21 protein-coding genes are annotated in these 23,160 nt (G+C 65.7%); 7 read left to right on the top strand and 14 right to left on the bottom strand.

What is annotated here, in order from left to right; translation table 11 throughout:
• Positions 1 to 208 precede the first annotated feature (208 nt).
• Complete coding sequence (locus tag DY467_RS19640; RefSeq protein ID WP_164638436.1) at positions 209 to 1,984, top strand: glycosyltransferase family 39 protein; 1,776 nt, start codon at positions 209 to 211, stop codon at positions 1,982 to 1,984.
• A 74-nt stretch (positions 1,985 to 2,058) separates the two neighbouring features.
• Here the strand turns inward: DY467_RS19640 and clpA are convergent, their stop codons facing one another.
• A complete protein-coding gene (clpA, locus tag DY467_RS19645) occupies positions 2,059 to 4,443 on the bottom strand; it encodes an ATP-dependent Clp protease ATP-binding subunit ClpA (RefSeq protein ID WP_164638411.1) in 2,385 nt (794 codons plus the stop codon).
• A 193-nt stretch (positions 4,444 to 4,636) separates the two neighbouring features.
• Positions 4,637 to 4,966 (bottom strand): ATP-dependent Clp protease adapter ClpS, encoded by a 330-nt coding sequence (gene clpS, locus DY467_RS19650; protein ID WP_041810535.1) that lies wholly within the window; start codon positions 4,964 to 4,966, stop codon positions 4,637 to 4,639.
• 469 nt (positions 4,967 to 5,435) lie between these two features.
• On the opposite strand from clpS, the gene DY467_RS19655 reads away from it, so the two are divergent.
• The gene (locus DY467_RS19655; RefSeq protein ID WP_164638413.1) at positions 5,436 to 6,803 is read left to right on the top strand and encodes a TadE/TadG family type IV pilus assembly protein; all 1,368 of its coding nucleotides are present in this window, start codon (positions 5,436 to 5,438) and stop codon (positions 6,801 to 6,803) included.
• Between the two features lie 358 nt (positions 6,804 to 7,161).
• Positions 7,162 to 8,919 (top strand): serine hydrolase, encoded by a 1,758-nt coding sequence (locus tag DY467_RS19660; RefSeq protein ID WP_164638415.1) that lies wholly within the window; start codon positions 7,162 to 7,164, stop codon positions 8,917 to 8,919.
• Positions 8,920 to 9,213: 294 nt separating this feature from the next.
• Here the strand turns inward: DY467_RS19660 and DY467_RS19665 are convergent, their stop codons facing one another.
• The 4 genes from DY467_RS19665 to DY467_RS19680 all read right to left on the bottom strand — a co-directional run bounded on the left by DY467_RS19665 (position 9,214) and on the right by DY467_RS19680 (position 12,841).
• Positions 9,214 to 9,942 (bottom strand): DnaJ domain-containing protein, encoded by a 729-nt coding sequence (locus DY467_RS19665; RefSeq protein WP_164638438.1) that lies wholly within the window; start codon positions 9,940 to 9,942, stop codon positions 9,214 to 9,216.
• Positions 9,943 to 9,997: 55 nt separating this feature from the next.
• Positions 9,998 to 10,738, bottom strand: a complete 741-nt coding sequence (locus tag DY467_RS19670; protein WP_164638417.1) for a vWA domain-containing protein — start codon at positions 10,736 to 10,738, stop codon at positions 9,998 to 10,000.
• 77 nt (positions 10,739 to 10,815) lie between these two features.
• A complete protein-coding gene (locus DY467_RS19675; protein ID WP_164573149.1) occupies positions 10,816 to 11,643 on the bottom strand; it encodes an alpha/beta fold hydrolase in 828 nt (275 codons plus the stop codon).
• Between the two features lie 274 nt (positions 11,644 to 11,917).
• Positions 11,918 to 12,841: a division plane positioning ATPase MipZ gene (locus DY467_RS19680; RefSeq protein WP_107345005.1), complete on the bottom strand. Its 924-nt coding sequence runs from the start codon at positions 12,839 to 12,841 to the stop codon at positions 11,918 to 11,920.
• Between the two features lie 256 nt (positions 12,842 to 13,097).
• Between DY467_RS19680 and panC the strand changes: the two genes are divergently transcribed.
• A complete protein-coding gene (panC, locus tag DY467_RS19685) occupies positions 13,098 to 13,949 on the top strand; it encodes a pantoate--beta-alanine ligase (RefSeq protein ID WP_164638419.1) in 852 nt (283 codons plus the stop codon).
• 15 nt (positions 13,950 to 13,964) lie between these two features.
• On the opposite strand, the gene DY467_RS19690 is transcribed toward panC, so the two are convergent.
• From DY467_RS19690 to DY467_RS19705, 4 genes are all read right to left on the bottom strand, one after another.
• Positions 13,965 to 14,384 carry a DUF1489 family protein gene (locus DY467_RS19690; protein ID WP_164638421.1) on the bottom strand — a complete coding sequence of 140 codons (420 nt, stop codon included), beginning with the start codon at positions 14,382 to 14,384 and terminating at the stop codon, positions 13,965 to 13,967.
• A 37-nt stretch (positions 14,385 to 14,421) separates the two neighbouring features.
• Positions 14,422 to 15,489: a hypothetical protein gene (locus tag DY467_RS19695; RefSeq protein ID WP_164638423.1), complete on the bottom strand. Its 1,068-nt coding sequence runs from the start codon at positions 15,487 to 15,489 to the stop codon at positions 14,422 to 14,424.
• Between the two features lie 178 nt (positions 15,490 to 15,667).
• On the bottom strand, positions 15,668 to 15,859 hold the full coding sequence (locus tag DY467_RS19700; protein ID WP_107345008.1) for a hypothetical protein: 192 nt from the start codon (positions 15,857 to 15,859) through the stop codon (positions 15,668 to 15,670).
• Between the two features lie 213 nt (positions 15,860 to 16,072).
• Positions 16,073 to 16,729 carry a glutathione S-transferase family protein gene (locus DY467_RS19705; protein WP_164638425.1) on the bottom strand — a complete coding sequence of 219 codons (657 nt, stop codon included), beginning with the start codon at positions 16,727 to 16,729 and terminating at the stop codon, positions 16,073 to 16,075.
• Positions 16,730 to 16,846: 117 nt separating this feature from the next.
• Here DY467_RS19705 and DY467_RS19710 point away from each other — a divergent pair, with 117 nt between their 5' ends.
• Positions 16,847 to 17,131 (top strand): DUF3253 domain-containing protein, encoded by a 285-nt coding sequence (locus DY467_RS19710; RefSeq protein ID WP_107345010.1) that lies wholly within the window; start codon positions 16,847 to 16,849, stop codon positions 17,129 to 17,131.
• 5 nt (positions 17,132 to 17,136) lie between these two features.
• Here the strand turns inward: DY467_RS19710 and DY467_RS19715 are convergent, their stop codons facing one another.
• The 4 genes from DY467_RS19715 to mgtE all read right to left on the bottom strand — a co-directional run bounded on the left by DY467_RS19715 (position 17,137) and on the right by mgtE (position 20,724).
• The gene (locus tag DY467_RS19715; protein ID WP_164638427.1) at positions 17,137 to 17,931 is read right to left on the bottom strand and encodes a YdcF family protein; all 795 of its coding nucleotides are present in this window, start codon (positions 17,929 to 17,931) and stop codon (positions 17,137 to 17,139) included.
• A gap of 73 nt (positions 17,932 to 18,004) precedes the next feature.
• Entirely contained in the window at positions 18,005 to 18,838 is an 834-nt protein-coding gene (locus DY467_RS19720; RefSeq protein WP_107345012.1) for an aldo/keto reductase, read from the bottom strand.
• Positions 18,839 to 18,892: 54 nt separating this feature from the next.
• Positions 18,893 to 19,249 carry a helix-turn-helix domain-containing protein gene (locus DY467_RS19725; RefSeq protein ID WP_349627666.1) on the bottom strand — a complete coding sequence of 119 codons (357 nt, stop codon included), beginning with the start codon at positions 19,247 to 19,249 and terminating at the stop codon, positions 18,893 to 18,895.
• A gap of 53 nt (positions 19,250 to 19,302) precedes the next feature.
• On the bottom strand, positions 19,303 to 20,724 hold the full coding sequence (gene mgtE, locus DY467_RS19730) for a magnesium transporter (protein WP_164638431.1): 1,422 nt from the start codon (positions 20,722 to 20,724) through the stop codon (positions 19,303 to 19,305).
• Positions 20,725 to 20,885: 161 nt separating this feature from the next.
• Here mgtE and DY467_RS19735 point away from each other — a divergent pair, with 161 nt between their 5' ends.
• Positions 20,886 to 21,689, top strand: coding sequence for a polysaccharide deacetylase family protein (locus tag DY467_RS19735; protein WP_164638432.1), 804 nt, complete (start codon positions 20,886 to 20,888; stop codon positions 21,687 to 21,689).
• A gap of 136 nt (positions 21,690 to 21,825) precedes the next feature.
• On the top strand, positions 21,826 to 23,160 hold a 1,335-nt coding region (locus DY467_RS19740; RefSeq protein ID WP_246701588.1), incomplete at its 3' end, for a polysaccharide deacetylase family protein.

A 23,160-nucleotide genomic window follows, 5' to 3' on the forward strand; every position in this document is an offset into this window, starting at 1 on the left:
ACCGGTCAAACCGCAAACCGCGCCGAAGCCGCTTCCTGGCCCGAAGCCGAAGCAACCGCAGACCAAGCAGCCCAGGCCGGCACGTGGGATCGGACAGACTGCACCGGCGCCGGCCGCGGCTCCTGCGGCGGCGGCGCGTCCCGCCGCCGCGCGCGCCAGCTTCCTGCCGCTGACGCTGCTGCTCGGCGCCTGCGACAGTCTTTTCGACATGCTGCGCAATCGTCCGCAGCGGCTGCTGCTGTGGGTGCTCGGCCTGTACGGCACGCTGTGGTTCATCAGCGCCATCAGCTTCCCCGGACTGCCCGCCGTCGGCTACGAAATGGCGCTGTTCGGCAGCGAGCTGCAGGGCGGCTATTGGAAGTATCCGCCGCTGGCGCCGTGGCTGACCGAACTCGCTTCGCTCGCCACCGGACGATGGAACGGCGCGCAGCTTCTGCTCGCGCTGGGCTCCGCGCTGATGACGCTGGCGCTGCTGTGGCGCCTCGGCGCCTCGATCTTCGGCGCCAGCGGTGCGACGCTCGCTGTGGCGCTCACCATCCTGATCGGCTGCTTCGGCCCGCAGATCACCGCCTACGATCCGGCGATCGCCAGCCTGCCCTTTACCGTTGCGTTGGTGCTGCTGTATCGCCGCGCCGTGCTCGGCGGCGCGAGGTCGAGCTGGATCGGGCTCGGCATTGCCGCTGCGTTGCTAATCTCCACCAACCATGCCGGTGCTGCACTCGTCCTAGTGCTGATCGGACATCTGGTGCTGACAGCAGATGGTCGCCGCCGGCTGGCGACCAGTGGCGTGGCGGTCGCAGCAGGCGCCTGTTTCGTGGTGCTGCTGCCGCACCTGATGTGGCTAGCGCAGGCCCACGTCGCCTCGCCTGTCGCCGACGACGGAGCGACAGGGTTGTGGCCGCGGATCAGTGCGGCGTTCGCTTTCGTGTTCGGCCAGGTCGGGCTCAACCTCGGACTGATCGTGATCGCCGGCCTCGCTTTCATCCCGCGGCTGCCGCTGCAGGGCGAACCGGCGGACCTCGAACTCACTGCTCCGAGCGCGTTCGATCGCTCGCTGCTGGTCGCAGCGGCAGTGCTGCCGTCGATGCTGGTTGGGCTCGGCAGCGTGTTCGGCTGGTTCACGATCGGCGCCTACACTGGCAGCGCCCTGGTGGCGTTCTCCGGTCTGGCTCTGGTGGCGTTGCTGCCGGCCCGGCTGACGATCCGCGCGCCGCGCCTCGCGATCGCCGCCTGGATGCTGGTGCTGTTCGGCGTCCCGATCGGCTACGCGACCTCGACCTACTCGCGCGCCTACGGCAGCGGGCCGGTGCCGACCGAGCTGTATCCGGCCAAGGCGCTGTCCAAAGCGATGCAGTCGGTGTGGAAGAGCCGGACCACCCACCAACTCGATATCGTCACCGGCAGCACGCGCGAGGCCGGCTTCGTCGCAGCATACGCCTCGCCGCGGCCTTCGGTGTTCATCGACGCTGATTTCGCCAAGAGCCCCTGGATCACGGCCGACCGGCTGAAGCGCTCCGGCACCCTGGTGGTGTGGAGCACGGACGAGTTCAAACGCACCGACGAGCTGCCGGCGCCGTATCGGACGGCACTCGGCAATGCGCCGCCGGTATTCGGCACCATGGTGCTGCCGCTCGGCGGCGGCAAACTGAAGGCCTACGGTTGGGCCATGATCCCGCCAGAGGGCGTGGTGCTGCCGCCTCCGGCCTCGGCGGCGCCGCCGGCGCCCACCGTGGCGCCTGCGCCGACACCGCCCTCGCCTGCTCCTGCGCCAGCACCACCTAGCGCACCTGCTGCAACTCCAGAGGCACCTCAGCCCGCTCCGCCCGAGGCAGCCGAGCCTGCTGCACCGACCGCAACGGCACCCACGGAGCCATCTGCTCCGCCTCCTGTGGCCGAACCGGAAAAGCCGGAGGCGCCTGTCGCGGCGCCGACGGACGAGCAGCCGTCGCCGGCCGGACCGTCACCGACACGGTCACCGGAATAGCGCTTGTTAGCTCCACAAACGACGAGGCCGGCGATCGCTCGCCGGCCTCGCTGATTGAGATCGTCGGTTTCAGATCAGGCCTTCTCGACCTGATCCTTCACCTTGGCCTTGCGGGCCGAGCCGCCACGCTTCTTGCCGGGCAGATTTTCCGGCTTCGGCGTCACGGGGCCGTCGAGGAATTCGAAGCCGATCTTCTCCAGTTCGACGCCGGCGACAGCATCGTCCTTGAGCAGCACGACCTTGACGTGGCCGCCACCCTTCAGCCGGCCGAACAACACTTCGTCGGCCAGCGGCTTCTTGATGTGCTCCTGGATGACCCGGGCCATCGGCCGGGCGCCCATCTGCTCGTCGTAGCCGTGCTGCACCAGCCACGCCTTGGCGGGCTCGGACAGCTCGATGGTAACGTCGCGATCCGCGAGCTGAGCTTCGAGCTGCAGCACGAACTTCTCCACCACCATGCCGATGACGTCGGCATTGAGATGCGCGAACGACACGATCGCATCGAGACGGTTGCGGAATTCCGGCGCGAACTGCCGGTTGATCGCCTCGTGGTCGTCGCCTTCCCGCTTGTTGCGCGTGAAGCCGAACGCCTGCCGAGCCAAATCCGCCGCGCCCGCGTTCGTGGTCATGATCAGGATCACGTTGCGGAAGTTGACCTGCTTGCCGTTGTGGTCGGTGAGCCGGCCATGATCCATGATCTGCAGCAGCACGTTGTACAGATCCGGATGCGCCTTCTCGATTTCGTCGAGCAGCACCACGCAATGCGGATGCTGATCGACGCCGTCGGTCAGCAGGCCGCCCTGGTCGAAACCGACATAGCCGGGAGGCGCGCCGATCAGACGCGACACGGTGTGACGCTCCATGTACTCCGACATATCGAAGCGCAGCAATTCAACGCCGAGCGTCGACGCGAGCTGCTTGGCGACTTCGGTCTTGCCGACGCCGGTCGGGCCCGAGAACAGGTAGCAGCCGATCGGCTTCTCCGGTTCACGCAGGCCGGCACGCGCCAGCTTGATCGACGCCGACAGCGCCTCGATCGCCTTGTCCTGACCGAACACCACGCGCTTCAGAGTCTGCTCGAGATGCTTGAGCACCTCGGCGTCATCTTTCGACACGCTCTTCGGCGGGATCCGCGCCATGGTCGCGACGGTGGCTTCGATTTCCTTGATGCCGATCGTCTTCTTGCGCTTGTTCTCGGACAGCAGCATCTGCGCCGCGCCCGACTCGTCGATGACGTCGATCGCCTTGTCCGGCAGCTTGCGGTCATGGATGTAGCGCGACGACAGCTGGACCGCGGATTCGATCGCCTCGTTGGTGTACTTCAGCTTGTGGTAGTCCTCGAAGTAAGGCTTCAGCCCCTTCAGGATCGCGATCGCATCTTCGACCGTCGGCTCGTTGACGTCGATCTTCTGGAAGCGCCGCACCAGAGCGCGGTCCTTTTCGAAGTGCTGACGGTATTCCTTATAGGTGGTCGAGCCCATGCACCGAATGGTGCCCGAAGCCAAGGCAGGCTTGAGCAAATTCGAGGCATCCATCGCGCCACCGGAAGTAGCACCGGCACCGATCACGGTGTGGATCTCGTCGATGAACAGGATCGCATTCGGATGCGCTTCGAGCTCCTTCAAGACCTGCTTGAGGCGTTCCTCGAAGTCACCGCGATAGCGCGTACCTGCCAGCAGCGTGCCCATGTCCAGCGAGAACACGGTCGCGGCAGACAGCACCTCCGGCACCTCGCCGTCGACGATGCGCTTGGCGAGACCTTCGGCGATGGCCGTCTTGCCGACGCCGGCTTCGCCGACGAACAGCGGGTTGTTCTTCTGCCGGCGGCACAGCACCTGGATCGCGCGGCTGATCTCGGCATTGCGCCCGATCACCGGATCGATCTTACCGTCGCGGGCCTTCTTGTTGAGGTTGACGCAATAGGTCTCGAGCGCGTCGCCCTTCTTCTTGGAGTCGTCGCCGCCCTTGGTCTCGGTCTCTTCGTCGACACCGCGCACCGGGCGAGCTTCGGACACGCCGGGACGCTTGGCGATGCCGTGGCTGATGTAGTTGACCGCGTCGTAGCGCGTCATGTCCTGCTCCTGCAGGAAGTACGCGGCATGGCTTTCACGCTCGGCGAAGATGGCAACCAGCACGTTGGCGCCGGTCACTTCCTCACGCCCCGAGGATTGCACATGGATCACGGCGCGCTGAATCACGCGCTGGAAGCCGGCGGTCGGCTTGGCGTCCTCAGATCCGTCGGTCACCAAATTCTCGAATTCGGTTTCGAGATAGTTGACCAGGCTGGTGCGCAGCTTGTCGAGATCGACGCTGCAGGCGCGCATGACTGCGGCCGCGTCGGAATCGTCGACCAGAGACAACAGCAGATGTTCGAGGGTTGCGTACTGGTGGTGACGCTCGTTGGCGATGGCGAGCGCACGATGGAGGGATTGCTCAAGGCTTTGGGAAAATGTCGGCATCTCGTCCTCTGTGTCCCCCGCTGATCATGATCGCCGCTGCACCGTGACGCAACAACAACCTTTCCAGATATAGTGTCCAAACCTGATCGCGAAAGACTGGTTCCGTATCAGTCCGTCCACCCAGCAAGTCCGGGAAAACCCGCCAGCTTGGACCAATGCAAAACCTGTTCCGAGTTTGGCGACACGCCCGCTGCTATTTTTTCTCCATGACGCACTGAAGAGGATGTTGATGCTTGCGGGCGAAATCCATCACCTGCGTCACTTTGGTCTCGGCGATCTCGTAGGTGAAAACGCCGCACTCCCCGATGCCGTGATGATGGACGTGCAGCATCACCTTGGTGGCGGCCTCGACGTCCATCTGGAAGAACTTCTCCAGCACGTGAACCACGAACTCCATCGGCGTGTAGTCGTCGTTCAGGATCAGCACACGATAGAGATTGGGGCGCTTGGTGCGCGGCTTGGTCTTGGTGATGACCGAGGTCGACGGCGTGCTCGGGCCGGAACGGCCTCCGTCGCCTGCCATCGCGCGCGGCCGGCTCATTCGGTCGCCGGCAGGGCCGGCAGCGGGGTGGCTTAGAGAAGGTTGCAGCATGGCTTTCGGTATTTAAATCCCCAGGGAACCCAACGCCGGAACCGCGACCTGCGGTCAGCGCGCAAATGCCGACCACGCCCACAGCGCAGCGGCTCCCGGCACGACGCAGCGGCGGAATACGGTAAATATGGGTCGAGTGCGGTTTTGCTGCAAGCGCGGAAATCCCGGAGGCACACCCTAGTCTGGCGGCAGGCTGAGCACTGCCGCTGGAGGCCGCAGGGTTAATCTCGCGTTAGAAGAAACCCGCAAATCCGGCCAATCTTGGTGACGGACCAGCAAGCAAAACTCCCGGCTTCGCGGCATTTATGGCGCAGTTTAGCGAGTTTCTGAGACTCATTTTACGCGGCGTTTATCCATACCGCCCGATCTTGCCCAGCGAAGAGCCAGGATCGGTACCGTTATGTCCATTATCTCCCTTGCCGCCCAACTGACGCGCGCGGCGCGCCGCTTCCCGCAGGCGACCGGGGGCAACATCGCTGTGATCTTCGCCCTGGCGCTGGTGCCGCTGCTCGGCTTCATCGGCATGGCTGTGGACTATTCGCGCGCCAACAACGCCCGCACCTCGCTGCAAAACGCGCTCGATTCGGCCGCCCTGATGCTGTCGCGCGATCTCGGCGTCGGCGCCATCACCCCCGACCAGGTGTCGAGCAAGGCGCAGACTTACTTCAACAGCCTCTACACCAACAAAGAGTCCGGCGCCGTGACCGTGACCGCGACCTATACGGCGAAGGACAGCTCCGGTTCGTCCACCATCGAGATGAGCGGACAAGGCTCGGTCCCAACTCAGTTCATGAAGATCCTCGGCTTCCAAACGCTGGCGATCGGATCGTCGACGACCACGACCTGGGGCGGCACCCGCCTCCGCGTCGCGATGGCGCTCGACGTCACCGGATCGATGGCATCGGCCGGCAAGATGTCAGCCATGAAGACGGCAGCGAAGAATCTGGTCGACAGCCTCCGCGCAACCGCCCAAACCGCCGATGACATCTACATCTCGGTGGTGCCATTCGCACAGATGGTCAACGTCGGCAGCAGCAATCGGAACGCGAGCTGGATCAGATGGGACCTTTGGGACGAAAGCAACGGCAGCTGTAGCTATTGGTGGTACTCGACCAAATCCAGCTGCGAAAATGCCGGCCGCACCTGGAACGCGACGAGTCACAACCAGTGGGGCGGCTGCGTGACCGATCGCGATCAGCCTGCTGACACCACAAAGGATGTGCCGACGAGTTTCGCCACTCGATTTCCGGCCGTCGATTACGCCGCCTGCCCCGAGCAACTGCTGGGAATGACGTCGGCCTACTCATTGTCGAATGCGACCACGATCAAGAACAAGATCGACGCACTTTCGCCGAATGGCGGCACCAACCAAGCAATCGGCATGCACTGGGCCTGGATGTCACTGCGCTCCGGAGATCCGCTCAACACCCCGGCGAAAGACTCCAACTACAAATACACCGATGCGATCATTCTGCTGTCGGATGGTTTGAACACGATCGACCGCTGGTATGGCAACGGCCGCGACTGGTCGCCTCAGGTCGACGCACGTCAGCGGATCTTGTGCGACAACATCCGCGCCTCCGCGACCAACACCAACCCGGTCGTCATCTATACGATCCAGGTCAATACCGATGGCGACCCGGAATCCTCGGTACTGAGATACTGCGCCGATAGTGGCAACTTCTTTGCGACCACGACCGCCAGTGGCATCGGGACGGCTTTCGCCCAGATCGGCTCCTCGCTCTCCAAGCTCCGCGTCGCCAAGTAAGCCGCCGCCGATCCGGCCCGCCCGCTCATCCGGAGTCCGGCCGCATCCAGCCGCCACCCCGAGCCGAGCCGGGGTGGCGGAATATGCTGCATTGCGATACCAATCCGGCGAATCCTCGGCATCAGCGCAACAGATGCTTAACCTTTTCGAAACCGCCCGCTCCTAACCTGAATCGCTAAACATTTGCGCTCGCCACGAAAAGCCGCGTCAATTCAGCCGCTTACCCGAACGATCGGGAGCTGCCGCTGGTGCCGGGCAAGCGAGTGATTCCAACGCTGGATTCCAACGTCACCGGACCGCACGGGCTTAATTTTGCCTCACGGCCCGGTGAATGATGAAAGATCGGACGGGGACGTTCATGCACCGCAATATTTCCTTCAGCTCGCGCGCGCTGCGAGTTTGCGTGCTCGGCTTGGCGACGATCTCAGCCGCGGTGATCTTTACAACCGACACAGCCGACGCCCGGAAGCGGCATCGTCATCATCACGCCCGCCATCACGTCGAGCGCAACAGCTACAACCCCGCCTTCGCCTCGATCATCGTCGACGGCAACACCGGTGCGGTTCTCACCGCCACCAACCCCGACAGCCTGCGTCATCCGGCGTCGCTGACCAAGATCATGACGCTGTACCTGCTGTTCGAGAAGCTCGAACAGGGCAAACTCAGCCTCGACAGCGAGATGGAAGTTTCCGAGCACGCCTCCGAGCAGGCACCGACCAAGCTCGGCTTGCGCCCCGGCTCGACGCTGCGGGTCGAGGACGCCATCAAGGGCTTGGTGACGCGCTCGGCCAACGACGCCGCCGTGGTGATCGCCGAGACCGTCGGCGGCAGCGAGTCCGACTTCGCCAAGTTGATGACCCGCAAGGCGCGCGCGCTCGGCATGTCGCGCACCGTGTACCGTAACGCCTCCGGCCTGCCGAACGACGAGCAGGTCACCACCGCCCGGGACCAGTCGATCCTCGGCCGCGCGATCCAGGACCGCTTCCCGCGCTACTACCGCTACTTCGCGACCTCCGTGTTCAACTATCGCGGCCACGCCATCCGCAACCACAATCGCCTGCTCGGCAATGTCGAAGGCGTCGACGGCATCAAGACCGGCTACACCCGCGCCTCCGGCTTCAACCTCGTCACCTCGATGCACCGCGGCAACCGCTTCCTGGTCGGCGTCGTGCTCGGCGGCCGCAGCGGCGGCTCGCGTGACGCCATCATGCGCAACCTGCTGGCCGAGAATCTGGAAAAGGGCGCGACTCGCCGCACCGTTGCCGCCATCAGCGAACGCTCGCCCGGCTCGGACGAAACCGAGGTCGCCGAGGATAACCGTCCGGCGCCGGCGGTTCAGGTGCAGGGCGCCGTTCAGGTCGCCTCCGCCGCCCCGGAAGCCGCCGTTGTCCCGGTCCCCCGCCCCGCCGCACCGATGACCCGCTCGGTCGCTGCGCCTGAGCCGAAAGCGGAAGCAAAGCCGGAGCCCGGCCCGTTCAACAGCGGTAGCCTGGAATCCAAGCCGCTGCAGATCATTCCCGGCTCGGCCGAGCCGATGAAGCCGGTCCGGGTCAAGACCGTCCAGGTCAAATCCGCCCCGATCAAGCTCGCCTCCGCTGTTGCCGCCCCGCCCGTCACCAACGCCATCCCGTCGCCCCGCCAGGATCCGGCCGAAACTTCCAACGCCGCGGTCGCCCGTGTCGAAGCCCGCCCCGAAGCGATCCAGCAGCCGGCTGGCCACGGCACCGGCCAGGGCATCCTCGGCGTGCTGCCCGGCAACATGGCGCCGAAGCACTCCCAGGCGATGGCCTATGCCGACCCCGCCCCGGCGGCTCCGACCCCAGCGGCTCCGGCGGTCCAGCAGAACGGCGCGATCAAGACTGTCGCCCACAGCGGCTGGATCATCCAGGTCGGCGCGCTGGAAAGCGAGCCGGAAGCCCGCAAGCGCCTCGAAGCCGCCCGCGAGCACGCCAGCGGCCTGCTCGGCAAGGCCGATCCGTTCACCGAGACCGTGACCACCCGGGGCGACCGCAAGCTGTATCGCGCCCGCTTCGCTGGCCTGGAACGTGATGAAGCCGAAGCGGTGTGCCGCAAGCTGAAGCGCTCGGACATCTCCTGCTTCACCATCAAGAACTGATCTTTCCGATATCTCGAAGAACACGAACGCGGCCGGGCCCTCCCGGCCGCGTTTTTCGTTTGGCCTCACAGCGCCGCTGAAGACTTGGCGGAAGATGCTGAGCTCACGCTCTCTAACCTCGCGCCCGGCATCGACCCCGCACGATCTCGCACGACGGGAACACGGCGAAACCACTCGTCAAGGATTGATCGATAAAAGTTGAATCAACAGCCACGCCGAAGCGGCGGGCAACCCGAGGCGTCAATTCGGGATCAGGGCACTCGCAGTCTGTAGCGTAAAGTTGCGTTGCTGGAGTTAGCTGCGATGCGTTCGAAGCAAGGTATCCTTGGCCGCGTTTACCCGGGCGGCAAGGTACGTCGACCCCCCTTGGTCGGGATGCAATTTCTTCATGAGGGTGCGGTGGGCGCGTCCGATCTCGTCCGGCCCCGCTCCCGGCTGCAGGCCAAGGATCTCATAGGCTTCCTCGGTCGTCATTTTGCTGCCCGACGCCTGGCTACGCTGCCCCCCTGCCGCATCTCCATGCGCGTTCTGACGCCAAGCGGGAAACCGGCGGTCCAGATAGCTTTCAAGTAGCGCACAGCTCTCGGCATCGAAGCCGGCCAGCATCGCCGCGAGCTGGCCGAGGTCGAATTCGTCGAGCGAGCGGCCGGCATTGGGGCCGGCCAGGATCCGCCCGGTCATCGCGCCGCTGTCGTGGTCCAGCACCATTTCCAGATACTGCGACCGCACCGTCGAGGCCTGTCCCCGCGAGCGCCCGCCGAGCCCTCCGAACAACCCGCCGAGATTGCCGAAGCCGGCATTCTGCAGCGGCGTCCAGCCGAGCAGCCCGGCGCCGAACAGGCCGAGCGGGATTGCGACCGCGAGCTCGCCTTTGACGCCGGTAAACAGGGCAGCCGCCAGGGTGACGATCCCGCCGGCGATTTTCAGCGCCCGCGCCAGCACCGCCGGGTTGGCCGACCGGAACATCTGCAGCAGCGTGTACAGCACGAAAACGGCGATAGCGCCGGCAATCAACGTAGGCATGGCCGGAATATAAGTTGGTCGCCGAGAAAAAGCACCGCCACCGGATTGCGCGCGTCTATCGCATCTGCCCGAGCAGCAGCGCAGCGCCGCCGCCGCTCGCGGCCAGCCGCTGCAGCGCCTCGCGCCCACCGGCCGCATACGCAGCAGCGGCGCGCAGCAGCTCGCGGAGCTGCGCCGCAGCGCCCGGGTCGAAGCGACACCACGCCCCACCGCTCAGCCGCGCGATCTCGCGAAACGTCTGCTCGGCGACCGGATCGACGCCCTCCTGGAACACGAACACCGGGACCTTCAGCATACCGAGCTCGCCTGCCTTGGCGCAGAGATCGTCGGCCTGCTCCTCCATGGCGTCGCCGACGAACACGATGGCGCGGACACCGGCGGCGATCGCCTCCTTGCGGGCGTCGGCCAGCACCCGCCCGATCTGGGTATGCCCGCCGCGGCAATCGATCTTGCCCATCAGCCGCGCCAGTTCGGCGCTGGACGAGATCCAGGTCGAGGCCCGGCATTCGTTGAAGCCGCGATAGTACACTAGGCGGATATCGAGACTGCCGATCGCCTCTGCCTCACGGAACATGTCGGCCTGCAGCGCGCAGGCCATGTCCCAGGTCGGCTGCCGGCTCATCGTGGCATCGAGTGCGAACACCAGGCGACCACGGGCCCCAGCGGCATTCGGTGCCATCGCGCGCGCCTTCGCGACGAAGGCGGCAATCTCCGCGGACGACGACGGCGCAGGCGTCGCCGTGCCGTTGTCGCGGACGGTCGTCTGGGATGGAGTTGAGGTCGGCTCGCGGGACATCAGGGCTCGCTCTGGAACAGCGAGACCTATGTGGAGACGGCGGGATGACGCGTCAACGCCCGCCAGCGGTGGCTTCCCTATTTGGCCGAGGCCACCGCGCTCGGGCCGCGCGGCACCGGCTTCGGCTTGATCGATGCGGTACCATCGTCGAGGAAGCGATCGAGCGACTCCGCGATCGCATTCTTGACGCTCGTCGGCCCGCGATCGCTCATCTCGGTGTGCTGAAACTGGGTGTTGACCACCGTGATGCCGGCCTTGTCGCAGACCTCCTGCGCCGGCACCACGCCGGGGTCGGTCTTGAACACCGGGTCTTCGGACCGGAACGTCAGCGTCTTGAATTTGCCGTCGATCATGAACGGCACCCGCAGATTATCCAGCGTCACCACCCGCCGGATCAGTTCGGGATGCAGGTGGGCGTAGTACATCGAAATGTCGCCGCCGTTGGAATGCCCGACCATGGTGAGGTGGTGATAGTCAGCGTTCGGCAGAATGGTCTTCAGCTGCGTAACGGCGAAGTCGATATTGGCGACGCCCTTCTCATACACCGGCAGCCGGCCGACATAAGGCTCTCCGACCTTGGTTACCAGTGGCCCGTCAGTCGGCAGATCGTGCTGAATGCTGATCGCCAGATAGCCACGCGCGGCGAACAGATTGGCAAGGAACGAGTACTCGGTGAACTTGACGGTGTTGCCGTGATTGAGGACCGCAACCGGGAGCTCCGCGAGGCCGCCTTCGGCCTGCATCTCCTTATCACGGCGAACTGCGATGTCGATCTCGACCGGCCGCTGACGTGAAGCATCGTAGAACGTCAGCGTCTGATGCCGGATCGCCCATTTCGAGGCGGTGAAGTAAGCGACGGCCGAGACGAGGCACAGCGCCAGCAGAACTGTTATTCCGCGGGTCATCATCCATCCTGAGTCGATCAGTAGCCCCATGCCCAGGATGATCGACCATACGACTATAAATCACAGTCATATGACAGGAAGATCAAAGATTAGCGGATCTGCGCCCCCTCCTTGTGCAACTGCACAAAGCCGCGGCCGATCGGAATAGTTTTCGCCGTTCAATGGGTTGTACGAATTCGAAATTTCTCCGGAGGGTGCGGCAGCGACATCGGATGACTGCGCGTGCCGCTTTGATATCCGACCAAAGAATGAAGAGGATTGGGTAAAATTTGAACTACACGCCGACGATGTCGTGCAGTTCGAGCGGCGTCCCCGCTTGAGCGAACCACTCGGCGCGGTTGGCGGCACGGCGGCGGCCGCGCTCGTCGAGCGGCAACTTCAGCCGGCGCAGCAGATCCGTCACCTCCTCGCGCGCGGTGACGTGCCCCATGCTCGGACGCGTCCCGAGCGTCGCGGCATCAAGGTTGTCGAGCGCCGTCAGGCCGCGCGGAAAGAACTCGCGATACACCACCCGTTCGGCAAAGCCGTCGAGCGGCCGAAAGCCGATCCGCATCGCCAGTTCTTTCAGGCCGGCGGCGACCATCCGGTTATTTCGCGATCCGATCGTCGACAGACGATTGCGCACCACGATCCAGTCGGTGTCCGAGCCGTCGAGCTGGCGACGCCGGCGCCGCGCATCGATCACCATCTCCGCGTAGTGACTTGCGCCGGTGACTTCGAAAGTCGTGGGATCGACACCGCCGAGGACATCGAAATCGAGGAAGCTGTCGTTGATCGGCGTGACCAGCGTATCGGCCATCGAATGCGCCAGCCGCATCAGATAACTATCCGAGCCCGGCGTATCGATGACGATGAAGTCGTGATCGTGTTCGACAGCTGCGACGGCGTCGGCGAATTGCTGAAACTCGTCGGCTTCATTGTCGGCGACCTGCATGGTCTCGCCGAGGGTCAGGCAGCAATGGTCCGGCAGTTCGAGATCGAGCCGCGCGTGCTGCGACCAAGCCTGGCGATTGGCGATGTAGCGGGTGAAGCTGCGCTGCCGGCAATCGAGATCGATGGTCGCGACCCGCTGACCAGCCTTCAAAAGCGCCACCGCGATGTGCAGCGCCAGCGTCGATTTTCCGGAGCCGCCCTTCTCGTTGCCGAGCACAATCACGCGCGCCGAGCCGGACTGACTTTCGGGGGCCTCAATCAGCATCGATCTCCCTTTCGTCGCCGATCTTCAAATCGGCCATGTCGAGGGTCAAGCAAATTGCGTAAGACGGGCCGCGACGGAAGCGGCTTCGCGCTTCATCATGAATCCGCGGCGCGCCTGATGGTCGCGATCAAGCTTAACGTGCTGCCTCCGCAGCAGGCCGCCCCGGTGGCGGTCAGCGCCGGGGCTTGATAAGATCGGATTCCTTTCCGCCGCCGCCTGGAGCGGCTTGTCTCCGCTGACCGCGATCGAGCCTTCGATGTCCCGTCCTCCCGTTGTCGCCCGCACTCTCCCCGCCCTTCGCCGCGCGCTTGCCGAGCTGCGCAAGCGCAACGCCAGCGTGGCGTTGGTGCCGACCATGGGCGCGCTGCACGACGGGCACTTGTCGCTGGTTCGCCTGGCAAAACGGCGCGCCGACAAGGTCGTGGTCTCGGTGTTCGTGAATCCGACCCAGTTCGCCCCGCATGAGGACTTCGGCTCGTATCCGCGGACCTTCAAGGCTGATGCCTCCAAGCTCGCGGGAGAGAACGTCGACCTGATCTGGAATCCCGACGTCAAGGTGATGTACCCGGACGGCTTCGCCTCCAAGATCTCGACCGAAGGCCCCGCCGTCGCCGGCCTCGAAGACCGCTTCCGCCCGCACTTCTTCGGCGGCGTCACCACCGTGGTCGGCAAGCTGTTCATCCAGTGCCGGCCGGACGTCGCGATCTTCGGCTCGAAGGACTTCCAGCAGCTCCGCGTGGTGACGCGGATGGCCGCCGATCTCGACCTCGGCGTCAAGGTGATCGGCGCACCGACGGTGCGCGAGCGCGACGGCCTCGCGATGTCGTCCCGTAACGTCTATCTGTCGGCCGAGGAGCGCGCGGTTGCGCCGACGCTGTACCGGGCGATGAAAGAGGTCGCGAAGCGGATCAAGGCGGGCAAGAGCATCGAGTCGTCGCTGACCGCGGGCGCCGAGCTGATCAGCGAAGCAGGCTTCGTGCTCGACTACCTGGAAGCGCGCCACGCCGAGACGCTGGCGCCGATCAAATCGCCCAAGCAAGGTCCGATCCGGCTGCTGGTCGCCGCCAAGCTCGGCAAGACCCGGCTGATCGATAATATCGCGGTTTAAGGCGGATAGCCGCGCCTACAGCAGCCCGAGTTCGCGCAGCTCGCGTCGCATCGTTTCCGGCATCGCCGCGATCCCCTCGGCGGCCTTGCCGAGGTCCTGCGGCGCATCGGATGCGGTGAGATAGCGCCAGCCCTGGAACGGGCGCATCGGCCGCGGGCTGACCGGGTGCACCTCCGGCTCCAGCACCAGGCGGCAACGGCTGATGCCGTCGCCGTCGCGAAACGGCTCGATCGCGATCAGCTTTTCGCGCGCCGCGATCTCACCGCGGATCACCCAATACAGCGAGCCGCCGTCGAGCAGCTCCGCATCGCGCTTCGGCACCATGCGGGTGATGTGGATATGCCGCCCACCCGATCTGGCACGCTCCGCCACCCGCTCGGTCAGATCCTTCACCGACTCGCAGCCCACCGCGAGCTTGATCAAATGCAGAGCCATTGAGGTCGACTGTCTCGCTTCCTGAAGAATGCCGCCGTCAGTTTTCCGCGGGTGCCTCTTCCGGCGCAAGCTGGACCGGCGCGGGCTGCTTAGGTTTCGGTGGAGCGGGCGGCCTCTTGGCGGGCGGAGGATTGGCGGCAGTCGCGCCGGCAGCATTGTGGGTGGCCGACGCCTGTGCCGCAGCCGGCGGCGCCGGGGGCTTCTTGGCCGCCGGGGCGCTCTTGGCGTTGGCGGCTGCGCCGTGGGCAGCGGCAGCGGCAGCCGCCGCCGGCTTTGCCGGCGCGGGCTCCGTCATGATGCTGACGGGCGGAATCGAGGCCGAGGTTGGGAAGTCGATATCCGTCGGCTTACCGCTGGGCGCCTCGGTGACGCCGGCGAGCGCCGGCGTGGCGCCCGGCACCGGGAGCGCAGCCCCAGCAGGAGCTGCCGGGATCGGCCCTGCGCCGGCCGCGGTCATCGGCAGCCCGCCCCAGCTCGGGGCGTAACGGGTCAAGGTGGTCTCGTAGAGATGGTCGCCGATATTCGCCGCAATCCGGCTGGAATCGGTGAGCGACCGGAATGCCGCACAGTCGGTCGGCTGGCAGCGGTCCTGCGACGACAGCACATAGGCGATCAGGCCATAGCGGTCGCGCTCGATCGCGCGGCGCAGCCGGGCCAGTTCCGGCGTCATCTGCTTGTCGGCGGCGGCGACGTCACCGAGGGCGGTCAGCCGTGCCAGCCGGGCCGACGCATAGGACACCGCGGCCGCTACGGTCTCGGGCGAACTGAACAGCGCCTTCTCGCAGGCTGCCAGAACCATATCGCCGGCCAGGTCGTCGACGCAGGCCAATGCCGGCATCGCCTTGGCGATCGGATCGCGTGCCTCTCCGGAGGCCTGCCCGTTCCCCGAGCTGCCGAAGCCGCGAAACGCCGAATAGCCGGCCAGACCGATCGCGCCGATCGTGATCGCCACCAGCGCGCCGTTGGCGACCGACTTGTCGGCCCGCAGCAACGTGATCAGCACCAGCAGCGCCACGAATGCCGCAACCGCGACGGTGGCCCACATCGGAAAATTTGGTGAATGCAGAATCTGGTCGAGCCAAGTCGACCAAGCAGCCCAATCCATGCGCGTTGTCCCCTGAGCGCCGATCCGGCGAGTCAACACCGGCTTTACGACCAAAATGGGCGCAAGACTTGGCGAAACGCGGCCCCGAGATCGCTGTCCCCTGCCCCCGAAGGGACGTCAGGACAGCGATGATGATCTCAGAGGCTGTTATGTCTTTGGAAGAAAGACGGTGCGCGGCTCAGCAGATGCTGAGCTGGCTCTCCTTGGCGACTCGTTCGAACGCCTCGGAGATATTCTTGATACGATACTGGCAATCAGACCCATCGGTCGGGAGCAGTCGGACGATTTCGTACATACCGCTGGCTGCCGGACGGGCAACGTTGCTGGCGGTAAAATAGACGGATTCACCTACCACGAACTTGTGCTTCAACGCTCAACTCCTGCGCCACTTGAATACCGATCCGATCCCTGTTGCCGGGTGTGATCGGTTCCCCCCAAACCCCGCGCGCTTATAGCACGCGAGACGCTCTCCTGGCCAGTGAATCACGCATGGCTGGCGCCCCGATTTTGCTTGTTTTTCAGCGATCTAGGCGTCTGAAGGCGAGGAACCGGAGAGGCTTGGGAATGAATCCCCTTCCGCAGCTCAATCGGTCTCGAATTTGTCGATGATCCAGGTCTCGGCCAGGGCTGCCTGAGTCCATTCCTGGAATGCCGGCAGCGCCATCATCACTTCCATGTAGCCCTGCGCGATCGGGTCGACCTCGACCGCATAGGTGCGAAACCGGTGCACCACGGGCGCGAACATCGCATCGACCCCGCTGAAGCGGCCGAACAGGTACGGCCCGAAACGGCCGTAGCGGTGGCGGCAGTCGGTCCAGATCTCCTGGACCCGGGCGATGTCGGCACGCGCCGCATCCGATAGCGGCTTGGCGCCGACCGGCCGATGGATGTTCATGCCGCACTCGGTGCGGAGCGCGACGAAGCCGGAGTGCATCTCAGCCGCAACCGACCGCGCGTGAGCCCGGGCGGCGACGTCGTCGGGCCAGAGCTGAGCCTTGGGAAAGCGCTCAGCAGCGTATTCGATGATCGCCAGCGAATCCCAGATCGTGACGTCGCCGTCGACCAGCACCGGCACCTTGCCGGCGGGCGTGAAGGCGAGGATACGGCGCTTGTCGGCGTCACCGGTGTAGAGCGGGATCACCACCTCATCGAACGTGACGCCGGTGGCCTTCAGCGCGATCCACGGCCGCATCGACCATGACGAGTAGTTCTTGTTGCCGATCACCAGCGTCCGCGCCATGGCCGAAAACTCCCTTCATCCCCGCAGCGATGCGTCCCTCGGCAATCAATCCACGGCCGCTGCGGCTGTCAATCGGTCGAGGTTGCGGCGCGCCGGCCATTGCGGCACTGCATTGCCATGACCCCTCACGATTCGGCGCCTGCCCCCGCCTCGCCTGTCTCCGCCCTCGAAGACGACATCCTCGCCGTGCTGAACAAAGCCGGCCACGGCACGCTCAGCGCGCCGGAGATCGCTCACGCGCTTCGCCCCGAAGGTGACTGGCACGGCCTGCTGATGCCGATCCGGCGCGCCGCCGTGGCGCTGGCGCTGGACGGCCGGCTGGTGATCTACCGCAAGGGCAAGCCGGCCGACCCGAACGACTTCCGCGGCGTGTACCGGCTCGGCCTGCCGCGCCACGACTGAGTGGCTTACGGCGACGGCAGCAGCGACGTCGTCTTGCCGCCGAGCCGATAGGCGAGCAGCCCCGCCCATTCATGCACGGCGACGTCGGTGCGGGCGAGCCCGGCTGCGAGCGTTGAGAACGTGCGTGCCGCGTCCTCGCTGCCGCGCGTTCGCCAATCGACCGGATACGGCACGACGTCGAAGCCGGCGGCGCGGAATGCGATGATCGACCGCGGCATATCAAACGCCGACGTCACCAGCAGCCAGAGTTCGCCGGGCTTCGGCGACACCAGAGCACGCGTATAGGCGGCGTTCTCGGCGGTCGTCCGCGACTTGTCCTCCAGCACCACGCGATCCGACGCCAGACCGAACCGCTCCAGCAGTTCGCCGGCGAGCGGCGCTTCGGCGACCGAGCGCTGGATCAGATTGCCGCTGCCGCCGCTATAGACGATCCGCGCCTTCGGATAGCGCCGCGCCAGATCGAGCGTAGCGAGGACGCGCTCGGCCGAGGCGTCGAGTTCGAGGGTGTTGCGAGCCGCGCTGAGTTCGGAATCGATCGCTCCGCCGAGCACGATGATGCCATCCGGCGCGCGCCCGGCCTCGTGCCAGGGCGGAAACCGCTCCGACAGCGACAGCAGCAGCACGTTGCCGAGCGGCGAGTAGCCGGCGATCAGCAGCAGCACAACGCCGCCGATCAGCAGCGCTCGCCCGGCCCGCCACCAGCGCGTCAGCATGAGCACCAGGCCCGCCACACAGATCATCGCGATCGTGTTGGACGGATGGACGAAGAAGCCGAGGATCTTGGAGAGCAGGAAGAACATCGGTCACCGGAACGCTGAAGGTCGTCTCAGCGACGTGCGTTATTCCGGCGGCGAGGTCAACGGCGGGTAGCGCTCAGTCCCACACCGGGGCGGTCGCCATCGTCGTGAGCCGTCCCTTCGGACTGCCGAGGGTGAAGATCTCCTGCATTTCGGCTTCCGATAATTCGAAGTCGAACACGTCGATGTTCTGCGCCAGCCGCTCGAGCCGCGAGCTGCGCGGAATTGCCGCGACGTTCTGCTGGATCAGCCAGCGCAGGCAGACCTGCGCCGCGGTCTTGCCGTGCACGGTGCCGATCCTGGTGAGAACTTCGCTTTTCTTGGCGTTGCCGCGGGCGATCGGGCTGTAGGCGACCAGCGCCATGCCGTACAGCGCGCAGGCGGCAAGCACCTTCTGCTGATCGAGAAACGGGTGGTACTCGACCTGATTGCACACCAGCGGCGCCGGACAGACCGCGACCGCCTCCGCGAGCAGCGCGACCGTGAAGTTCGAAACACCGATGTGCCGCGTCAGGCCAAGCGCGCGGGCCTGCGACAGAGCGCCGAGGGTTTCCGCCAGCGGCACATGCGCGTTCGGCCAGTGCAGCAGCAAGAGATCGACCTCGGACAGCCGCAGCTTGACCAGGCTCTCCTTGGCCGAGCGAATGAGGTCATTGGGCGCGAAATGCGTGGTCCAGACCTTGGTGGTGACGAACAGCTGATCGCGGCGGATGTGGGAGTTGCGAATGCCCTCCCCGACCTCGCGCTCGTTCTCGTAGATCTGGGCGGTGTCGATATGGCGATAGCCGAGGCGGAGCGCCTGCTCGACGATCCGCGCGCAGCTATGGCCGCTCAGTTCCCAGGTCCCGAGCCCGATTGGGGGAATCTTCGCCCCATGGGCCTCGACGAAGTGCGCGTCGGCGGTCTGCATGACGATCGTCCCGCATTTTGGGTACGCAGACTGATCAGAAGTAGTATGAACCGATCAGCACTCGCTGCCAATCGCTGGCGCTGCGACGAGCTTACTAATTTCTTCCCGCCGACCGGCCAAAGCCGCAAACACCACATCGGGCGTATGGGCGATCACGGTCAGCAGCGCACGCGCAGGTCCCCGCGGGCTGCGCTTGCCCTGCTCCCAGTTCCGGATGGTCTCGACCGGAACGCCAAGACGCGCGGCGAATTCGGTCTGGGTCAGGCCCGCCCGCAGCCGCAGATCGCGTACCTTCGGCTCAGGCTCCGATCCGCGCCCGGCGGATTCGGCACCATTGGGCACGAGCGGAAACTCGTGGCCGTCGCGTAGTTCGACGATCCGTCCGTCCGCCTTGAGCCGCAGCCGCTGTATCTGGGTCATGGACGGAATCGTCCGCCAACAGCGTTAACAGCCCGTCAAGAGGATTACTTCAGTCCGAACCACAGCGTTGCGATACCCAGGAAGGCGAAGAAGCCGACCACGTCGGTGACGGTGGTGACGAAGGTGCCTGAGGCGACGGCCGGGTCGGCCCGCATCCGTTCCAGCGCCATCGGGATCAAAATACCACCAAGCGCACCGGCGACCAGATTGCAGATCATCGCCAGCCCGATCACCACGCCGAGGCCCGGCACCCTGAACCAGGCGTAGGCGGCGATGCCGGTGATCAGCGCAAACGCGACACCGTTGACCAGGCCGACCAGCGCCTCACGCATCACCACCCGTACCGCATTCCAGGCGCCGAGTTCGCGGGTGGCCAACGCCCGCACCGCCACCGTCATGGTCTGGGTCGCGGCGTTGCCGCCCTGGCTGGCGACGATCGGCGCCAGCACCGCCAGCGCCACCATCTGCTGTAGCTGATCCTCGAACAGGCCGAGCACCGAGGACGCCAGGAACGCGGTGGCGAGGTTGACCAGCAGCCAGTTGAACCGGCCGCGCGCGATCGTCCACATCCGGTCGGACAGTTCTTCATCGCTGGTGACGCCGCCCAGCGCCTTGAGGTCTTCGTCGGCCTCTTCCTCGATCACGTCGACGACGTCGTCGATGGTGATGACGCCGACCAGGCGGTTCTGGCCGTCGACCACGGGGGCGGCGACGAGGTTGTACTTGCCGAACAGGCGGGCGACCTCCTCCTGATCGTCGTCCACCGACACCTTGCGGCGATCCTCGTCGACCAGTTCAGGCAGCAGCACGTTGCGGTGCGACCGCAGCAGCCGATCCAGCGACACTGCGCCCTGCCAGTGATTGACGCCGTCGACGACGTAGATCTCGTAGAAACGATCCGGCAGCTCGGCGGTCTCGCGCATGAAGTCGATCGCTTCGCCGACGGTCCAGTCCCGCGGCACGGCGATGAAATCGGTCTGCATCCGCCGGCCGGCGGAGCTTTCCGGATAGTCCAGGCCGCGCTCGAGCGCATCGCGTTCGGAGGGCGGCAGCTTGTCGAGGATCTCATCCTGATCCTCTTCGTCGAGCACCTGCAGCAGTTCGACGGCGTCGTCGGAATCCAGTTCGCGAACGCCCTCGGCAACGGTCGCCGGCTCGAGCTCTTCGAGGATCTCCTCGCGGACGGTTTCGTCGACTTCGTTGAGCGCGGAGAAGTCGAAATCAGCCCCGGTCAGTTCCACCAGCCGGACCCGCTCGTCGGAATCCAGCGCCTTGATCAGGTCGCCGAGGTCGGCCTCGTGGAGTTCGGACACCACGGCCCGCAGCGAACCCGCGTCCTCGGCGGCGATGGCGTGAGACACCGCCTCGACGAACTCGGCCCGGAGATCGCCATGGTCATCCCGCATTGCCACAGGATCGAGAGCGGCCAGATCGGGCCGCACGACCGCATCCACGTCGTCGGTCATGGGGGCTCCCGCGGGTTTTACTGGTTGCAGAAATCGGGCGCCGTCGGGCAAGATGCACTGTCGAACGGCGGCGCGAATGCCCGTGGCAATAACCAATCGGTGAAGCAAAGCGCAATGATATTCGTGACACCCACCAACAATCCGCCAACCCGGAGGGTGTCGTGATCATCGCGCGCACCGCAGCTGCTTTTGTCGCCCTCGCCGCCCTCGGCGGGACTGCTCACGCCGCCGAGTGCCCCCGCCCCGGCACGCTCGGCACCTCGCGGGTACTCACCGTCGATCCGGCGACCTATCCGCGCGTCGGCCTCAAGAGCTTCCCGCAAACCCTGCCGCTTGCTGATCGCGAAGTCGTGCTGACGTTCGACGACGGACCCGCCGCCACGACCCCGACGGTGCTGAAGGCGCTCGCCGACGAGTGCGTCCACGCCACGTTCTTCCTGGTCGGCAAACCCGCGTCCGAAATGGGCGACATGGTGCGGCGGATCGCGGCCGGCGGCCATACTATCGGCCACCACACCTACACCCATCAGCATCTGTCGGCACTGAGCCATGCCGACGCGCTGACCGAGATCGACCGCGGCATCGCGGCCGACGAAGCGGTGATGCGCGCCAAGGGCATTCCGGTGGCGACCACCCGGTTCTTCCGCTTCCCGTATTTCGAATCCACCCCGGCGCTGCTGGATGATCTGCAGGCGCGCGGCATTCCGGTGTTCGGCGCCGATCTGTGGGCCAGCGACTGGAATCCGATGACGCCCGACGAACAGCTCAAGCTGATCACCGAGCGGCTGACGGCGACCGGCCGCGGCATCATCCTGTTTCACGATCCGCGCAAGCAGACCGCCGAGATGATGCCGGCCTTCCTGCGCTGGCTGCGCGAAAACCACTACCGCGTCGTGCACGTGGTGCCCTCCGACGAAGCCGGTCGCGCGGTGGCGTCGGATACGCATGGCCGCACTGCGCGCTGAGCCGCCTCCGCGTCCCAGAATCGCCATGGAACTTTGAACGGTTAAGCAGCCGTTCATGACGCGGTTTTATTTTTCGGTCCGGTTGGGATTCGGGCGTCGTGAACCGCGCTGTCGGTCGCGTGAAGGCGGTGCACTGTTGTCTGAACGTTCGTTGCGAATTTCGTCTCTCGTTGGTGCGGCCTGCGTCGCCGCCGCTCTCACCCTCCCGCCCCAACAGGCCCGCGCGGCAAGCTGCCCCGGCAATCCCGATGCGCTCGGCACATCGCGCACGCTGGTCGTCGATCCGCGCGAGCATCCGCGCATCGGCACGATGCAATATAGCGAGACGCTGCCGCTGCGCGACCACGAGGTGGTGCTGACCTTCGACGACGGCCCGCTGCCGCGCGAAAGCAATCAGGTTCTCGACATCCTGGCGAAGGACTGCGTCAAGGCGACGTTCTTCGTCGTCGGGCGGATGGCGACGACGTTTCCCGCCGGCGTGCGCAAGCTGCGCGACGCCGGCCACACCATCGGCACCCACAGCCAGAACCATCCGCTGAGCTTCAACCGGATGTCGGTGGAGCAGGCCCAGCAGGAGGTCGACGAAGGCATCGCCTCGACGCTCGCCGCGCTCGGTGGCGACCGCGCTGCGCTGTCGCCGTTCTTCCGCATTCCCGGCCTGCTGCGGGCCGAAGCGGTTGAAGGATACCTTGCCTCCCGTGGCATCCAGGCGTGGAGCGCCGACTTCCCGGCTGACGACTGGCGTCACGTCTCGCCCGACACGGTGTTTCATCTGGCGATGAGCCGGCTGGCCGCGAAGGGTAAGGGTATCCTGCTGCTGCATGACATCCAGCCGCGCACCGTGGCGGCGCTGCCGCGCATCCTTCAGGCGCTGAAGGCGGGCGGCTACAAGATCGTGCACGTGGTCGCGGCGACGCCGGAGCTGCCGAAGACGCCGACCGAGCCGCAGGAGTGGCGGCTGCATCCGGCGTCCGAGACAGTGGCGAAGGTGCGCTGGCCGAAGGTGCCGCGCTTCGTGTTCGCCAATGAGGAGATGCTGCCGGCCCCCGAACTCGCCGACATCGGCCTCGATCGCGACCGCCTGATTCCAGGCAGCGCGCCGATCCGGCCGAATCGTCTGGCGCGCGGCCAGGTGCCGACGCCGCAGCACGCGCCGTGGCCGCGGCAGACTCTGGTCGAATCGGCCGACAGCCTGATCACCCTGCCGGTCCCGTCACAGAGCCTGTTTGCGCTTCCCGAACGGACCGCCCCGATGATCCGCGCCATGGTCCCGGTAAAAGCCGATCGGGCCGCCCACGAAGCGGCGACGCAGGTCCGCCAAGCCAATGGCCGCACAATGTCGATCGATATCGGCGCCGCCGCCCGCCCGATCGCCGGCAGCGTCGGAATCGCCCCCGAAGGCCTGCAGCGCGCCCCCCTCGACACCAGCAGCCTGTCTCTTATACACATCTCCGAGCCCACGAGACGCTCA

It is taken from the genome of Rhodopseudomonas sp. BR0G17 (assembly GCF_010907025.1).
In the GTDB taxonomy this organism is placed as follows: Bacteria; Pseudomonadota; Alphaproteobacteria; order Rhizobiales; family Xanthobacteraceae; genus Rhodopseudomonas; species Rhodopseudomonas palustris_H.